Source organism: Cohnella soli, from assembly GCF_042655525.1.
GTDB lineage: Bacteria > Bacillota > Bacilli > Paenibacillales > Paenibacillaceae > Cohnella > Cohnella soli.
Genome location: NZ_JBHSMI010000023.1, coordinates 37,126 through 51,797, shown reverse-complemented (window position 1 = coordinate 51,797; position 14,672 = coordinate 37,126). Strand labels below are relative to the sequence as shown.

Below are 14,672 nucleotides of genomic sequence, written 5' to 3'. Positions count from 1 at the left end.
GCGAAGCCTCCAGGCAGGTCCCGCCATAGAAAAAAACTATACCTCAACATAGTATTTATGTGTTTCCCGATAACAGCTCCGCGCCCCTATACTGAGAGCAACATTCAACATTCAGTATGAGGAGCTGCCGAATTGAAAACATCCATTATCGGTTACCCGCGTGTCGGGTCTTTAAGAGAATTGAAATTCGCTTCCGAGAAATATTTCAAAGGCGAGATTAACGCTGATGAGTTGCACCGCACAGCCGCTGAATTGAGAGCCGCTCACTGGCAAATTCAACAACAAAACAACATCGACTTCATCCCGTCGAACGACTTCTCCTTCTACGACGGTCTGCTCGATACGGCGTGCCTGCTCAATATCGTCCCGCAGCGCTACCAAGCGCTCGGTCTGACACCGCTGGAGACGTACTTCGCGATGGCGAGAGGATATCAGGGCGAACGCGGCGATGTAAAAGCATTGGCGATGAAAAAATGGTTCAACACGAACTACCACTACATGGTGCCCGAGATCGACGACTCCACGAGCATCAGCCTCGCAGGCACGAAGCTGTTCGATGAGTTCCTTGAAGCGCAGCAACAGAACGTCAAAACGAAGCCGGTATTGATCGGCGCCTTCACATTGCTGAAGCTGGCCAAATATACAGGCGCCAAACAAGCGGCAGATTTCGTTCAAGCAACGGCCGACACTTACGTGGCTGTACTCTCCCGCCTGAACGAGCTTGGCGCGGAGTGGATTCAGCTCGACGAGCCGCAGTTGGTCACAGACGTGTCCAAGGAAGACCTTGCGCTGTTCTCGCAGTTGTATACTCGCATTCTATCCGCCAAGGGTAGCGTGAAAGTGCTTCTTCAGACGTACTTCGGCGATGTGCGCGACGGCTACAGCGAGTTGCAAGCTCTTCCGTTCGATGGCATCGGCATCGACTTCGTCGAAGGTAAGCAATCGCTCGACCTCGTGCGGCAGTTCGGCTTCGGGGACGATAAAGTGCTATTCGCCGGCGTCGTGAACGGCAAGAACATCTGGAAAAACAAATACAAAAACACGCTCGCGCTCATCCAGGAATTAAAAGGCCATGCTAAGCAGCTCGTCATCAGCTCCTCCTGCTCGCTTCTTCACGTGCCTTATTCGTTGAAGCACGAAAAGAAGCTGTCCGAAGAGAACAAGCTTCATTTCTCGTTCGCCGAGGAGAAGCTGCGCGAGTTCGCGGAGCTTAAGTCGATTATCGCGCAAGCCGATCCTTATGCGACAGACGCCTATATTCACAATGAAGCGCTCTTTAACGGCAGCCGCCTCGCGAACAACGATGCCGTACAAGCACGCCTAGCTGGCTTGACGGATGCGGACTTTACAAGATTGCCTGCGTTCGCCGAGCGAGAATCGATTCAGAAAACGAAGTTTAACTTGCCGCCGCTGCCAACGACAACGATCGGCTCGTTCCCGCAGACGGCTGACGTGCGGGCGAACCGCTTCTCCTTCAAGAAAGGCGCCATTACAGAAGCGCAATACAAGCAGTTTAACTTTGACCAAATCGCTGCGTGTGTCGCACAGCAGGAAGAGATCGGCCTGGATGTCCTCGTTCATGGAGAATACGAGCGTAACGATATGGTCGAATACTTCGGCGAATGCCTCGACGGCTTTATTTTCACAGAGTACGCCTGGGTACAATCGTATGGCACGAGATGCGTCAAACCGCCGATCGTATGGGGAGATATCAGCCGCTCCAAACCGATGACGGTCGAGTATTCGGCATACGCCACTAGCTTGACCGACAAGCCCGTTAAAGGAATGCTTACCGGTCCGGTAACGATTCTGAACTGGTCGTTCCCACGGGAAGACATCAGCCTGAAGACGAGCGCACTGCAGATCGCGCTGGCGATCCGGGACGAAGTGCTGGACCTGGAAGCGAACCGCATCGAGATCATTCAGATCGACGAGGCGGCGCTCCGCGAGAAATTACCGCTCAGGCAGTCGGATTGGCAAGCCGAGTACTTGAGCTGGGCGATCCCTGCCTTCCGACTCGTACACAGCGGCGTGAAAGCGGACACGCAAATTCACACTCATATGTGCTACAGCCAGTTCAGCGATATTATTCGCGACATCGACGCGATGGACGCGGACGTCATTACATTCGAGGCGTCCCGCTCGGATCTGGCGATCATCGACGCCATCAACGAGTGCGGCTTCCAGACGGAAGTCGGGCCGGGCGTCTACGACATCCACTCTCCGCGCATTCCGAGCGTGGACGAACTGAAGCAAGGGCTGGCGCGCATGTTGGATAAGATCGACGTCGCGAAGCTGTGGGTCAATCCCGATTGCGGGCTGAAAACACGCGGCGTAAACGAAACTTGGGCCAGCCTGAAGCACCTCGTTCAAGCGGCGAAAGAGGTCCGGGCTACGTTATAAGGTTTGTTGTATCGTCGACAAAAAAGAGGATGAACTCACACGAGTTCATCCTCTTGGCGTATGATCGGATATCCGAAGTCCGAGATGACGGATTTGAGCTTGCTTACGTAGCTCGCGGCCAGCTGGCTCAAATTCGCTTTTTTGTTCGTGATGTAGCCGATCTCCATATGTTCATCCGTGTTCAGCCGCACCGAGATGATCTGCTCGCCGTTCAAATCCTCGTTCAACACGCCTGAGCTGATCGTAAACCCGTTTAACCCGATGGCCAGATTAAACAGCGTCGCTCGATCGCTCACGAGAATTTTTTTCTTCTGCGACCTCGTGCTTAGAATCTCTTCCGAGAAGTAAAAAGAGTTGTACTCCCCCTGCTCGAAAGCTAGGCACGGATAATCGTCCAAATCTGAGATGTCCAGAATGGACTTCTTCGCGAGCGGATGCGCGGAACTGATAAAGACGTGCGGCTCGGCGAGGAACAGCGGGTGGAACTGCAATTCGCTTTCCTTCAATATTTTCTCGATCACCTTGCGGTTGAAGTCATTGAGGTACAGAATGCCGATCTCGCTGCGCATGTATCGGACATCTTCAATAATCTCGTGTGTCCTCGTCTCGCGCAGCGTGCACTCGTACTCGTTCGTGTTCAAGTCCTTGAGGAGACCGACAAAAGCCTGAACGGCAAAAGCATAATGCTGCGTCGAGATAGAGCACAATTTTTTCGAAGGTTTCTTGTTCATATACCTCTGCTCGAGCAGTTCCGACTGCTCGACGACCTGTCTGGCGTACGAGAGAAACTCGGCCCCTTCGTTCGATAGCACGATGCCTCTTGAAGTACGTAGGAAGATCTCGATGCCGATCTCCTGTTCGAGTTCCTTCACCGCGCTGGACAAGCTGGGCTGCGAGATGAACAGTTGCTTGGCCGCTTCGCTGATCGAGCCGTGGTTGACGATCGTCAGAATATATTTTAATTGCTGAAGCGTCATTCGAATCCGTCCTTACAAGGGAAGATTCTATTAGTATATCGGATTTTGCCGCCGAATAGCGCGATTTCGCGCGTCTTTATTCGTACCGCATCCCGTTCTAGCTTGCCGCAAGCTGCCCAGGCCGATTGAGTTTCTTGTAGACGCGATAGTAAACCCATGCCGCATTAGCCAGCAACAAAGTTCCGGTAATGAGGAAAACATACCGCACTCCGAACCACGCCGCCACTTGCCCGCCCAATATGGAACCCGCGAAGACGCCCAAATAACCTGCCGACATCGCGAACCCGAACACTCGTCCCGTCAGGGAAGCCGGCGTTATTTTCTTGATTAGAACGTTCACCGAAGGTGTCAGTCCGGCTGCCGTTAACCCGAGCGCGAAACGAAGGCCCATCAGCTGCCACGGATTGCTCACGAACGCTTGAGGGATGAACAATAGGCCCGCCGCAATCAGGGAGACCAGCATGATTTTGTGCACGCCGATTTTGTCGGATAGTTTGCCCAACCTTGGCGCAGCGATAATGTTTGCCAGTCCCGAAGCGGAAAAGGTAAGACCGGCGATCAAGGCAATATGGTCGGAATGGCGCGTCAAACCGGTAATGTAGACAGTAAGCACAGGCTCCACGGAATATAAAGCCACCGTCAAAACAAAAAAAGTCGCGAACATCGTCAGCGTCAGATTTTTCTCGGGGAGTCTGCGCCATACTTCCTTGAAATTTATCGTCTTCTTATTCTCGCGAACGAACGATTCCTTCACGAACGCAGCCGTCGCTACGAATGCGATCAACAGCAGGCCGCCGGTGATGAAGAACACATTCCGCAAACCGAAGCCTTCCTCGATAAAACCGCCGATCGACGGCCCAAGCAGGGAACCGGCGATGCTGGCCGTCGATAGCAAACCTAGCGCATAGCCCGTATGCTCCTTGTCCGTCTGAGTGGCGATCAGGGTCGTACACGCCGTCGCGTAACCTGTGATCACGCCTTGCAGCAGCCTCAATCCGATGAGCACGTACACGTTCGTCGCAAAGCCCATGCACCCGATCACGATAGCCATCCCTAAGCTTGCTCGCAGCAGCATCGGTTTACGGCCGAATTTGTCAGCGGCGATGCCCCATATCGGCGAGAAAACAGCAGAAATGATAAAAGTAACCCCGAAAGCGACGCCGGAATACTGCGCGATCGCGCCTTCGCCGTCGATCCCGATGTGGCGAATGTAGAGCGGCAAGACGGGCGCGAGCATGCTCATGCCCACGCCGGACACGAACATCCCGAACCAGCAGACGATCAAATTTCTTTTCCATGTCGGCATGGCGCCAAGCCTTCTTTCTAGACGCGAAGTTTCCGCCTTCGGCAGGCCGCAGTATCAATCCAAAGCATCGATCCAAGCGTCAACGGTCAGCACGTCCGCCTGGCGTGGGAATACTTTCTCCACGAGAACGCGATGAACCTCGGGGTCGGCGTCCAGGCAAGCATCCGATAACACGGTCAACGCATAATCCTTGTCCGCCGCTTCCCGTAGCGTCGACAGGACGACGCCGCTCGTGGCAATGCCGCTCAGAATCAGCGTATCGATGCCGCGGGAGCGGAGAATGACTTCCAGATCGCTGCCGACGAACGCGCTCACGCGCAGTTTCGTGACGATCGGCTCGACGGGCAAAGGTTGTACGGCTTCGTGGATTTGCGCGCCGAAATCCGCGGGAGACATCGCCCCCCATGCATCGGCGACTCTGGAGAACATCTTGTTCCGCGGGCTAATCTCGGGGTAACCTTCTCGGAACGCGAGCCGTACGAAAATAACCGGAATGCCGCGGTTGCGGGCTGCCTCCAGCGCCCGGCGAAACGGGTGCAGCACGTCGGCTCCGGCGGCGTCCGCATACCTCCCCGCGATCGCATTCTGAACGTCCATGAGCAGCAGTGCTGCATTCGAACGATTAGACATCGGTTGTAAGCTCCTTTTTCATATGATAATATTAACCGGAGAACTCTCCACTTGATCATAAACGGAGACGTCTCCGATTGTCAAGCGCCCCACCATTGACCCCCAGGACGTGATGAAAAGATGAACGATATCGAAGAAAACCCAGGCCGCTCCGAACGCAGAGATGCCGCCGAGAACCGTCAGCGCATCTTAGACGCGGCGCTTCGGCTATTCGAACAACAGGGCGTCGAGCAAGTCAGCATGAACCAGATCGCCATCGAAGCGCAGATCGGCCCCGGGACCCTCTATCGCCGTTACCGCAACAAGGGCGAGCTTTGCCTCGACTTAATGAAAGAAAACATCGTACTTCTCTTCGAGGATATCGAATCCCATTTGACACAGCACCGGGCGGAACCGGCTCGGCTTCGACTGAAGGGGCTGCTGACTTTATTTATCCGCTTCAGGGAGAAGAAGTCCCAGCTGCTGAAGGGCGTCGAAGAATCTGCCTCCACCAATCGATCCAGATCCCGGACGCAGAGCCCTCTGTATCTCGAGCTGCACCAATTGCTCGTCGATCTGTTCGATGAGATGAACCCGCCTGGGCCGCATCGGCCGAACAGCGTCTTCAAAGCCGATATGCTGCTGCTCGCTTTAAGCAGTGAATCGTATTCTTTCCAAAAAGACGAGCGCGGATATTCGGCTGAGACGTTCTTGGAGCAAATTTGTCTGACGTTCATCGACTGACTTGTGTACGCGAAAAAGCGGCAGCCTCCGGGTTGGCATTACTCCGGGGCTGCCGCTTTTCATTTGCGTAATCCAGCTTACCTCTTATAGGCTAAAGCCAAAATTTCTTCGGCGACGAGATCGGGGCGGTACTGATGCATGTAGTGCTCCGTATTCTTAACGACCACTTGCTTAGACTGGACGGACCAGGACGCGAAAGCTTTCTCGAATTCTTCCCACCGCTTGTCGGCCTTTCCGAAGTAATCGGCGGTCAAGATGGTAAGCGGGATGGGCAAGGGCTTCAGGCCGTCCAATACAACCTTCGCGTTCGTCCGCGACAGGCGCAACTCATCGTTCATATTGGCGTTGTCGAGCTTCAGCAACGCAGCCGTCCGATCGATCTTCTTCAGTTCATCCGGCACGAACTTTAAACCGTTGCGCGCCGCGCGCGAGTTCTCCACCGCGGCGTCGGATTGGAACAGCAGCCGAACGAGCCCCGTCCGAATGAACAGCTTGCTTAGCCAACCTCCGGTCGGCGGTTTCTCCGTATCGTCGAAATAATACTCCGGGCTTCCGCCGTCGACCATGACGATGCCTTTCACCTCGTCCGTATAACGCTGTGCGTATCGGATTGTCTCGAGGGAACCTAGCGAATGGGCGACGAACACGTACGGAGGTTGCTGGCCGGACGCCTTGAGCGCTTCATGAATCTCGTCCGTTATCGTGTCGATGTCTCGCTTCCTGTCCGTCGTGTCGCTGTAGCCGTAACCGAACCGGTCGTACACCGCGAATTTGACATGCGGAGCAAGCTTCTCGTACAACGGATAGAAGTCGACGTAAGGATTAGCCGTGCCCCAACCGGACGCGAATACGACTGTGACGTCCCCCTGGCCTCCGGCGTAAACGTGCATCTTTCTTCCGTCCACCTCATAAAGCTTGCCGCTCGGGGTGTACGACTTTCGGTCTTTCCGTACGCTCGCCTGTTCATAGATCGCGCCTATTCCCAATAAAACGAGAACGGCCAGCAAACCGAAGATTGCCGCCTTTCCTAGTCTTCTACGCCACTTCCTCATCTCGTGTACTCTCCCTCATTCGCGGTTGTCCTCCTTTTATCCTAACCGCTCTGCCTTATCCAAGTGGAAACGGAATCTTAATTCTGTCTTAAATATCGCGGAAATAGACCCGCTCTAATCCCGAATGATATGACCTTCCACGATCTCGATCTCCCGGAAACCGGCCATCTGTCGTTCCTTGTATGCGACCTGCTCATCGCTGCCCGCTATAATGAGATTTCCTTCATCATCGGCGGCGTTTGTCGGACGGAAAAAGACTTGCGTATGCGCGAACTTCTCTCCGAGGGTCGAACGGATGGCCGCCGTCAGCCTGTCGTTGATTCGTTTACCGAAGAGGTTCAGCAGAACGATGCCGCCAGCCGCAAGCTTCTCTTTCACCGTCTCGAAGAAAGCCGTTGTCGTAAAACGGGACGGCGTCCCTTCTGCGGTAAACGCGTCGACGATGATTGCGTCGTAGGTTTCCGATGCCTCTGACTCCAGCAGGCTGCGACCGTCTCCGATACGTACGTTGTCCATGCCATAGCCGAAATGGCAACGGCTGATTTCCAACAGTTGCCCGTCGATCTCCGCAACGGTGAAGCGTACATCCGGGTCATGGCGGGCGATCGTGCCGATCCCGTGCCCGATCAAGAATATGTTCGAATAAGCCGCCGGGACGTTCGTCTGCATCAAGTGAATAACGGCTTGCTGATAAGCGAGGACAACTCTTCCCGGATCGTTCAAATCCAGCGCGCCTTGAACCGCCTCGTCCGCGAACTTTAATATCCGATAGCTTCCTTTTTCCCCGTATAGCTCGGACGTTTCGTATACGCCGATCTCGTTGTACGGTGTCGTTTCCTTGATCACAAGTCGCATAAATCCGACTCCTTCTAGCGGAAGGTTTCCTGTATTGCCCCGGGGGCGCCCATAAACACCTCTTTATGCAATCGAAAAAAACGCTAGGCTCCGAGAATTGCAACAAATAAGCGATCTCGGCAACCATTAACAGGGGACTCTTCAAATATTGAACGGCAAACGCCATGCGTGCCTTATGTTGGGGGGTATTGTTTATTGCTCGAGGGAAGTGAAAATTTCAATACGGGTAGGTTGAAGGCAATTGCAGTGGCGCTTGACGCCTCCTAGCGAGCTACTTTGCTCCGCTAGTCGGGTTCGCGAGGAGTAGCCAGAAAAATCGGGCTACTCTGCCACGCCAGCTGGGTTCGCGATCAATAGCCCGGAAAATTCGGGCTACTCTGCCACGCCAGCCGGTTCGCGATCAATAACCCGAAAAAAAATCGGGCTACTCTGCCACGCCAGCCGGGTTCGCGATCAATAGCCCGAAAAAATCGGGCTACTCTGCCACGCCAGCCGGGTTCGCGATCAATAGCCCGGAAAATTCGGGCTACAGTGCTCCGCCAGCCGGGTTCGCGATCAATAGCCCGAAAAAATCGGGCTACTCTGCTCCGTCAGCCCGTTTCGCGAGGAATAGCCCAGAAAAACCGGGCTACTCTGCCTCCGCCAGCCGGGCTTGCGAGCATTAGCCCGAAAAAATCGGGCTACATTGCTCCGCCAGCCGGGTTCGCGGGGAATAGCCCGAAAAAATCGGGCTATTCCAGCCTCCCCCTATTAGCCTTGCAGCCTACAAATGCTGAAGACCAATGCGATTGCCTTCGCTGTCAATGAACATGCCCAAATATCCCGCGTGATCGCCAGCGAATGTTTTCGGCATCACGACTTGTCCGCCCGCTTCGGCAACCCGCGACAAAATCACGCCAAGATCCGGACCACCGTAAAGGTATACCGTGACACCGTCCGCAGACGGTTTATGGTTCGGCCCTTTCACCAACGCGCCTCCGTTCGTCTGCTCCTGAACCGGGAAGAACGCGTATTCCGAATCGCCGACAGGCATCGCGTGCATCTCGACTCCCAGTACTCTCTCATAGAATACCTTGGCCCGCGCCATGTCCGACACGGGAATTTCCACCCAAATAAACAAACGTTGCAGCATGTGTCATCCTCCATTTGATAAATTTGCCCTTCAGAACCTAAGACGAACGACAGGCTGCAAAATCATCGGTCTACCGACAATTCGAACCGATCAAACAATTCAACATCGTTGAACACTCCCACCACCTACATCTAAGCCGCTGAGGTAGGGGATTCTTGGGTATTCGAACCTACCGGTCCGAACTTGACCAAGCGATCCCTGCCGTTCCAACAGTTCAGGCGGTCATGCCCGCCAATCTTAAACCTTCTCTCTCAATGTTCGCACTGGCGTTCTGATCCCGATCATGGCGCGTTCCGCATACAGGGCAGTCCCATTCCCGTAGCGACAAGCGCTTCACCTCAGGGTTGCGATGATTGCAGATGGAACACAATTGGCTCGATGGGTAGTCTTTAGCTACCACACTAATCGTGCGGTCATACCACTTTGCTTTGTACATCAGCATCACGCGGCACATCGACCACGACGCTTCCGATATCGCCTTGGCCAGATTTCCGCTCTGCAACATGTCCGATACCTGCAGATCCTCCAGACAGATCGTTTGGTTGTCACGTATCCATCGGGTAGTCAGTTGATGCAGGAAATCGTGCCGGCTATTCGCGATTTTCTCATGAATCGCGGCCACTTTCCGTTTGGCGCGTTGCCAGTTTGCGCCTCCCGGCTTGCGACGAGCAAGCATGCGCTGCCAGCGCGCCAGCCGTTTCTCCTGCTTACGCAGATGCCTGGGGTTGTCCGTTTGTTCTCCGCGGCTGCTCACGGCAAATTTCTTCAACCCGAAGTCGATGCCGACAGCGGTGTTCAGCTTAGGTAACGGCGCGATGTCCACCTCACAGACGACAGACACGAAGTATTTGCCCGTCGCGCTACGCCTGACCGTAGCCGACAAGATGCGGCCTGCAAGCTCCCGCGATTTGGCGAAACGCACCCATCCCAGCTTCGGCAGCTTCAACTCGGCGTCTCGAATGGCAATATTGTCGTTTGTGTATCTCGTGGTGTAAGATTGCACCGGGTTTTTACGACTCTTGAAGCGCGGAGCCTCATTTTGCTTGCGGAAGAAGCGGTCGAACGCTTCGGCCAGTTGACGGACAGCAGATTGCAGCGCGATGCTGTCGACTTCCTTGAGCCAGTTGAAATCTTGCTTAAGCGCCGGGATGCTTGCCGCACACTTGTAATATGACAAACCTGTTCCCGTTCCCTTGTACGACGTGTGCCATTGAGTCAGGAAATAATTGAACACGAACCGGGAACAGCCGAACTTCTTGTGGATGAGGGTGATCTGCGCAGCCGTCGGGTAGAGGCGGAAGCGAAACGCTTTATGATACACCATGCGTTCTTTTCACCTTCTCCTTAAGAAGATAGACCCCCTCCATTGTAGCACGTATGTTCGCATATATACAAAACAAAAACCTGCCGATTCATTCCCCTCTTACTTCGTTTAAGAGGGAGTCTTCTCGACATGTGTGATAAAATCCATATTAATTTGACGCTCATCCGTACCCGCCTTTCCCTTTCCGAATGACACACCTTTTGATTTATTTTACCACTCAGAGGCGACTGCCTGTAAATACGAAAACAACCATTGTCGACTCGGGAGCCGGCAATGGTTGTTTGGCGCAACACAGGACAACCTCACTTCTTATCGTCGATCGTGATTTTCACATCGTCGATCAGTACGTCCGCTACGCAAGCATTAATGCTGATAAAGCCCTTATTTTGCACTTTCGCATTGTCATATTTCAGCACGCCGACCACTTTATCGTCAATCGTGGCGGTAACCGTGTCGTCTTTGACGACAAGTTTATACGTATGCCATTCCTTGATTTTCGTCGTGAAGGCGGCTGCCTTGGTCACCTTTTTGTTTAATTGGACAACGCCTGCGCCACCGGGATAACCTCTGTACGCTTGGTAAGTAATACCTTTATCGTTAAACGTGAAGGTATTCAGAATGTTGTTGCTCCCGTTGTATCTATCGTTCACGTCTTTGCGAATGGAGAAGCCTACCCACGATCCTTTGAAATCGAGTGATTTCATCTTCATGGAGATTGTAAAGTTTTTGGCTTTCACATCTTTAGGCGCGATATAGAAGAAGCTGCCTCCCGTCTCTTTGTTATTGATATGCAGTTGACCCTTCTCGATGGTTGCGACGTCGATCGTTTCCTTATCGTCCGGCGTTTTCGGGTCATTATCGAGATGCCCGTTGGTCCACTTGGTAAATTTGCCGGAGGAAAAGTCCTCAGTGAACGCGGTCGCTGCCTTTGTCGCTCCGAAAGCTTGCGATGCCATCGTCATTGCCGCAATGAGCAGGACGATCAAAGCTGTCATCTTTTTCATGTCCGCACCTCGTTTTTTAGATTGGGATAGCCTTGGAGGCTATTAATCGATTACAACCAGCGCCCCTTCGCCTGCTGCTAGCTTTAAGTTAAGCTCGTTGCCGGATTTCCTCGTTTTCTGAGCATTCTGATAAACATTCGTCGTCACCGACTTACCGAAATGCAAGGTAACAGCCCCGTCTTGATCGACGGAATTATTCACAACGTAATAGGCCGATTTGCCTTGGTAATCAAATACACCTGCCAGAATCGGCGTAGTCCCGGTCATCGACAGCTGCTTATCCTCTTTCAATTGGTCTGCAGTAGGAACGGGCACCGGGCTGGCATTGTACACGATCACGCCTTTGGACACTGAATTCATTAAGATTTGGTCAATCGCCGCGATTTGTTTGTTCATTTTCTGAACATCGCTGTAGGTGGCCGTCTTCTTGCCCGTTCTGCTCACCAGCCCCCCTGTAAATCCAGTCTCGAACGGACACCAGAAAGTAAAGTATTGTATCCCTTTCGCTCCGTATGCCAGCGCGGTGTTTACCTGCCAAAATGTCTCGGAAGGTTTCGGCAATCTAACGCCGCTCGACCAACTGGAAGTCTGGATGAATACCCAGAACGGGATCCGGTTTTTCTCCGCCGTCTTGCGGACGACGGACATGTTCTCGAAGTATCCGGGTTTTAACGACGGAAACTTGCCCTCCAGCGGATAGTAATCATAAGACAGGAAAGAAGGCTTCACCTTGGACACGAATTGGTCAACGTACTTCTGATAGTCTGCCGTCGAAGGCTTTCCGCCTGTCTCATCGCTTTTGTCGACAAAAAGTTGGTTTTTCGTCGCGTAGCTCGGCAGCAAGTTGACGTAAAAGTAGCTGCCCGGCGCGATTTTTTTGAAATTCTTGGCGCTTGCCCCCAACGCATCGAAAGACGAAGCTGACGGCTCGTCGATCGCCAGATTGCCGATATACGCAGGGTGTTTCATATACTGCTGCATGGAATCCTTCATCAGATCCGGATCGTCCGCTCCCGCCTGAATCGCCGAATCGGTCACCATATACTTCAATCCGTTGGCTTGCGCCGCATCCAATGCTTTCATGACCTGTTTGGGATCCATTTCGATCCTCTCATAAAGGCCATAAACCATATTGAGGCCAACGTCCTTCGCCAACTTGTAACTTGCATTCGTAATGTAATTCGGATTGTTTTGCCCGAAAACTCCTTTCGGAGGCGGGGCTACCCATGCTCCGATCGGCATAATATCTTTACCTAGCGGAGCAAAACTTGCGTTATTCATCGTATTCACCTTTGATGCAGCAGCCGCAGCTGTTGGGATAAGAAGAACAGCCAATAATGAGACGAGAATTTTGAAAGTTGACTTGCCGATCACCCTTTCAACCCCCCCGATACCGTGTTCTCGATAAGCGTGTTTTGGAAGAAGGAATAGACAATCAGAACGGGAACGGTGACGATAATCATCGCAGCGAATAGCTTAGGCCAGTCGGCGGCATAGGACTGCTCCAGCACGATTTGTCGGAGTCCGAGCGCCAAAGTGAACTTATCCTTATCCGCAAGAAACATCCAAGGCGTGAAATAGTCGTTCCAAATACCGATTCCCGAAATGATGGACACTGCCCCTAATGCCGGTCTGGCTTGCGGGAGCATCACTTTGCGAAACACTTGCCAGTCGCTGGCCCCGTCCACGAACGCGGCCTCCGCGTAACTCCACGAGATTCCCTGGAAGAAAGAGTACAAAACAAGGAAGTTAAGTCCGAAACCGCTGGAATACAAAATAATGATTCCGACGTGCGTATTGTAGAGACCCGTGTCGCTCATGAACTTGTATAGAGCGGATATCGATCCGATCGCCGGAAACAGCATGACCGTCAGCGCCATTCCATATATCGCTTTGCGCAAGCGAAAATCGTACTTCGCGACGACATACGCAGTAACCGCCGACATGATGACCGTCAGAGCGGTCCCGATCACGGTGATCTTGATGCTGTTAACGAAATATACCGGGATGTTATATTCCTTCCATACGTTCACGTAATTGACGAGCAGCCAATTATGAGGCAGCGACCACACTCCGCCTGCGGAGAAGAACTCCCTGTTATCCTTAAGAGAGTTGTACATCGTCCAGAGAAAAGGGAAGACCAGGGTCAGCGCATACAGCATGAATAAGATGAAAAATAGAAATAGGACGAGTTTTTGGAGTTTTGTTTTTTTCACAAATATCACACCTTGCCTCATAATCGCTGCTCAATCCTGTTAGACAGCTTACTTCTTAGCCTTATTCGCCGCTTTGGCAGCGCGTGCCGCTTGCAGCACTTCGCGCGGCAGCTTCGCCAGGTTTGCCTTGTCGGCCGGAATATACGTATTGCCTTTCCAGATGTTCCCCGTGGCCGGATCTACTTTGTAGCCAGTTGCGCCAACGATGATGAACTTCTTAGCGGCAGGCACTGTCGAAGGTTTGTCTTTCCCGTCGGACGGCTTATCCTTCGCCGGAGCGGAGATGGCAACCGAAGTATCGGCATCTGGATCGTTGAACACTTTCACGTTATCCAGGGAGAAATAGCCCTGAACTTTGTCGTTGCCGGAAGTCGTCAAATTGATATACCCCGCAATGTCCGGCAAATTGCTGAATACGGCACGAGGCGTATCCAGCACGGAAGCCGCCTCGGACTGGAGCTTGTAGTACACTTTCAACTTGCCTTCCTTGAGCACAACTTTTACGTTTAACGGCTCTTCATTCGTCGCTAATGCATGATCCGCCGGAATCCATCTTTGGGCGGGATCGTCCCAAGCAACCGTATCCGCCACTTTGTTCTTCAGCAGCATGACACTGTCGTTAGTGAACAGGAGCAGGTACGGCTCCGGTTCGGCGAAGAACGAGTCCGGGTTCGGCAACCCGAACGATAATCCAAGCCAAGAAGAATTGCCTTCATATCCGACGATATCGAATGCCAAGGCGAAATCGCCATAGGTGCCTTGCGGACCGAAGAAGGAATTATCCTGCGCGCCATCGAAGTTGAGCTTGCCGTCTTTCACATAAACCGTACCATCGGGTTTGGAAGATATGCGCCAATCTGTCGTTTTGACAGAACCGCTGAAATCGGTCATTAACGCTTTGTCGCCCGCTGCCGCCCCTACTGGACTAATGCCTGCGAACAGGGTGAAAACCAGTGCCAAGCTGATGCAAACCGAGAATAATTTCGTCTTTTTCATGACAATGCTCCCTTATGAATGATTGGTTATGCCCTTGCCACATGCATTTGATTG

General features: G+C 53.0%; 13 protein-coding genes. 2 read left to right on the top strand and 11 right to left on the bottom strand.

Annotation, left to right across the window (positions count from 1 at the left end; translation table 11 throughout):
• Positions 1-132 precede the first annotated feature (132 nt).
• Positions 133-2,403 (top strand): 5-methyltetrahydropteroyltriglutamate--homocysteine S-methyltransferase, encoded by a 2,271-nt coding sequence (gene metE / locus ACFPOF_RS10980; RefSeq protein ID WP_378132447.1) that lies wholly within the window; start codon positions 133-135, stop codon positions 2,401-2,403.
• A gap of 35 nt (positions 2,404-2,438) precedes the next feature.
• Here metE and ACFPOF_RS10975 read toward each other — a convergent pair whose 3' ends face one another.
• From ACFPOF_RS10975 to ACFPOF_RS10965, 3 genes are all read right to left on the bottom strand, one after another.
• On the bottom strand, positions 2,439-3,380 hold the full coding sequence (locus ACFPOF_RS10975; RefSeq protein ID WP_378132445.1) for a LysR family transcriptional regulator: 942 nt from the start codon (positions 3,378-3,380) through the stop codon (positions 2,439-2,441).
• Between the two features lie 97 nt (positions 3,381-3,477).
• Positions 3,478-4,686, bottom strand: a complete 1,209-nt coding sequence (locus tag ACFPOF_RS10970; RefSeq protein WP_378132443.1) for a multidrug efflux MFS transporter — start codon at positions 4,684-4,686, stop codon at positions 3,478-3,480.
• 54 nt (positions 4,687-4,740) lie between these two features.
• Positions 4,741-5,316, bottom strand: a complete 576-nt coding sequence (locus tag ACFPOF_RS10965) for a cysteine hydrolase family protein (protein ID WP_378132441.1) — start codon at positions 5,314-5,316, stop codon at positions 4,741-4,743.
• 120 nt (positions 5,317-5,436) lie between these two features.
• On the opposite strand from ACFPOF_RS10965, the gene ACFPOF_RS10960 reads away from it, so the two are divergent.
• Entirely contained in the window at positions 5,437-6,039 is a 603-nt protein-coding gene (locus ACFPOF_RS10960) for a TetR/AcrR family transcriptional regulator (protein ID WP_378132439.1), read from the top strand.
• Between the two features lie 77 nt (positions 6,040-6,116).
• On the opposite strand, the gene ACFPOF_RS10955 is transcribed toward ACFPOF_RS10960, so the two are convergent.
• From ACFPOF_RS10955 to ACFPOF_RS10920, 8 genes are all read right to left on the bottom strand, one after another.
• Complete coding sequence (locus ACFPOF_RS10955) at positions 6,117-7,091, bottom strand: alpha/beta hydrolase (RefSeq protein WP_378132437.1); 975 nt, start codon at positions 7,089-7,091, stop codon at positions 6,117-6,119.
• Positions 7,092-7,205: 114 nt separating this feature from the next.
• A complete protein-coding gene (locus tag ACFPOF_RS10950) occupies positions 7,206-7,946 on the bottom strand; it encodes a spermidine synthase (RefSeq protein ID WP_378132435.1) in 741 nt (246 codons plus the stop codon).
• Positions 7,947-8,709: 763 nt separating this feature from the next.
• Complete coding sequence (locus tag ACFPOF_RS10945) at positions 8,710-9,078, bottom strand: VOC family protein (protein ID WP_378132433.1); 369 nt, start codon at positions 9,076-9,078, stop codon at positions 8,710-8,712.
• A gap of 214 nt (positions 9,079-9,292) precedes the next feature.
• Positions 9,293-10,402, bottom strand: coding sequence for an IS200/IS605 family element RNA-guided endonuclease TnpB (gene tnpB, locus ACFPOF_RS10940; RefSeq protein ID WP_378132431.1), 1,110 nt, complete (start codon positions 10,400-10,402; stop codon positions 9,293-9,295).
• A gap of 302 nt (positions 10,403-10,704) precedes the next feature.
• Entirely contained in the window at positions 10,705-11,406 is a 702-nt protein-coding gene (locus tag ACFPOF_RS10935) for a 3-keto-alpha-glucoside-1,2-lyase-like domain-containing protein (RefSeq protein ID WP_378132429.1), read from the bottom strand.
• Between the two features lie 42 nt (positions 11,407-11,448).
• On the bottom strand, positions 11,449-12,780 hold the full coding sequence (locus tag ACFPOF_RS10930) for a beta-galactosidase (RefSeq protein ID WP_378132427.1): 1,332 nt from the start codon (positions 12,778-12,780) through the stop codon (positions 11,449-11,451).
• Positions 12,777-13,622 (bottom strand): carbohydrate ABC transporter permease, encoded by an 846-nt coding sequence (locus ACFPOF_RS10925; protein ID WP_378132425.1) that lies wholly within the window; start codon positions 13,620-13,622, stop codon positions 12,777-12,779. The genes ACFPOF_RS10930 and ACFPOF_RS10925 overlap by 4 nt, the downstream gene beginning before the upstream one ends.
• Before the next feature lie 48 nt (positions 13,623-13,670).
• Complete coding sequence (locus tag ACFPOF_RS10920) at positions 13,671-14,618, bottom strand: hypothetical protein (protein ID WP_378132421.1); 948 nt, start codon at positions 14,616-14,618, stop codon at positions 13,671-13,673.
• Positions 14,619-14,672: the final 54 nt, after the last annotated feature.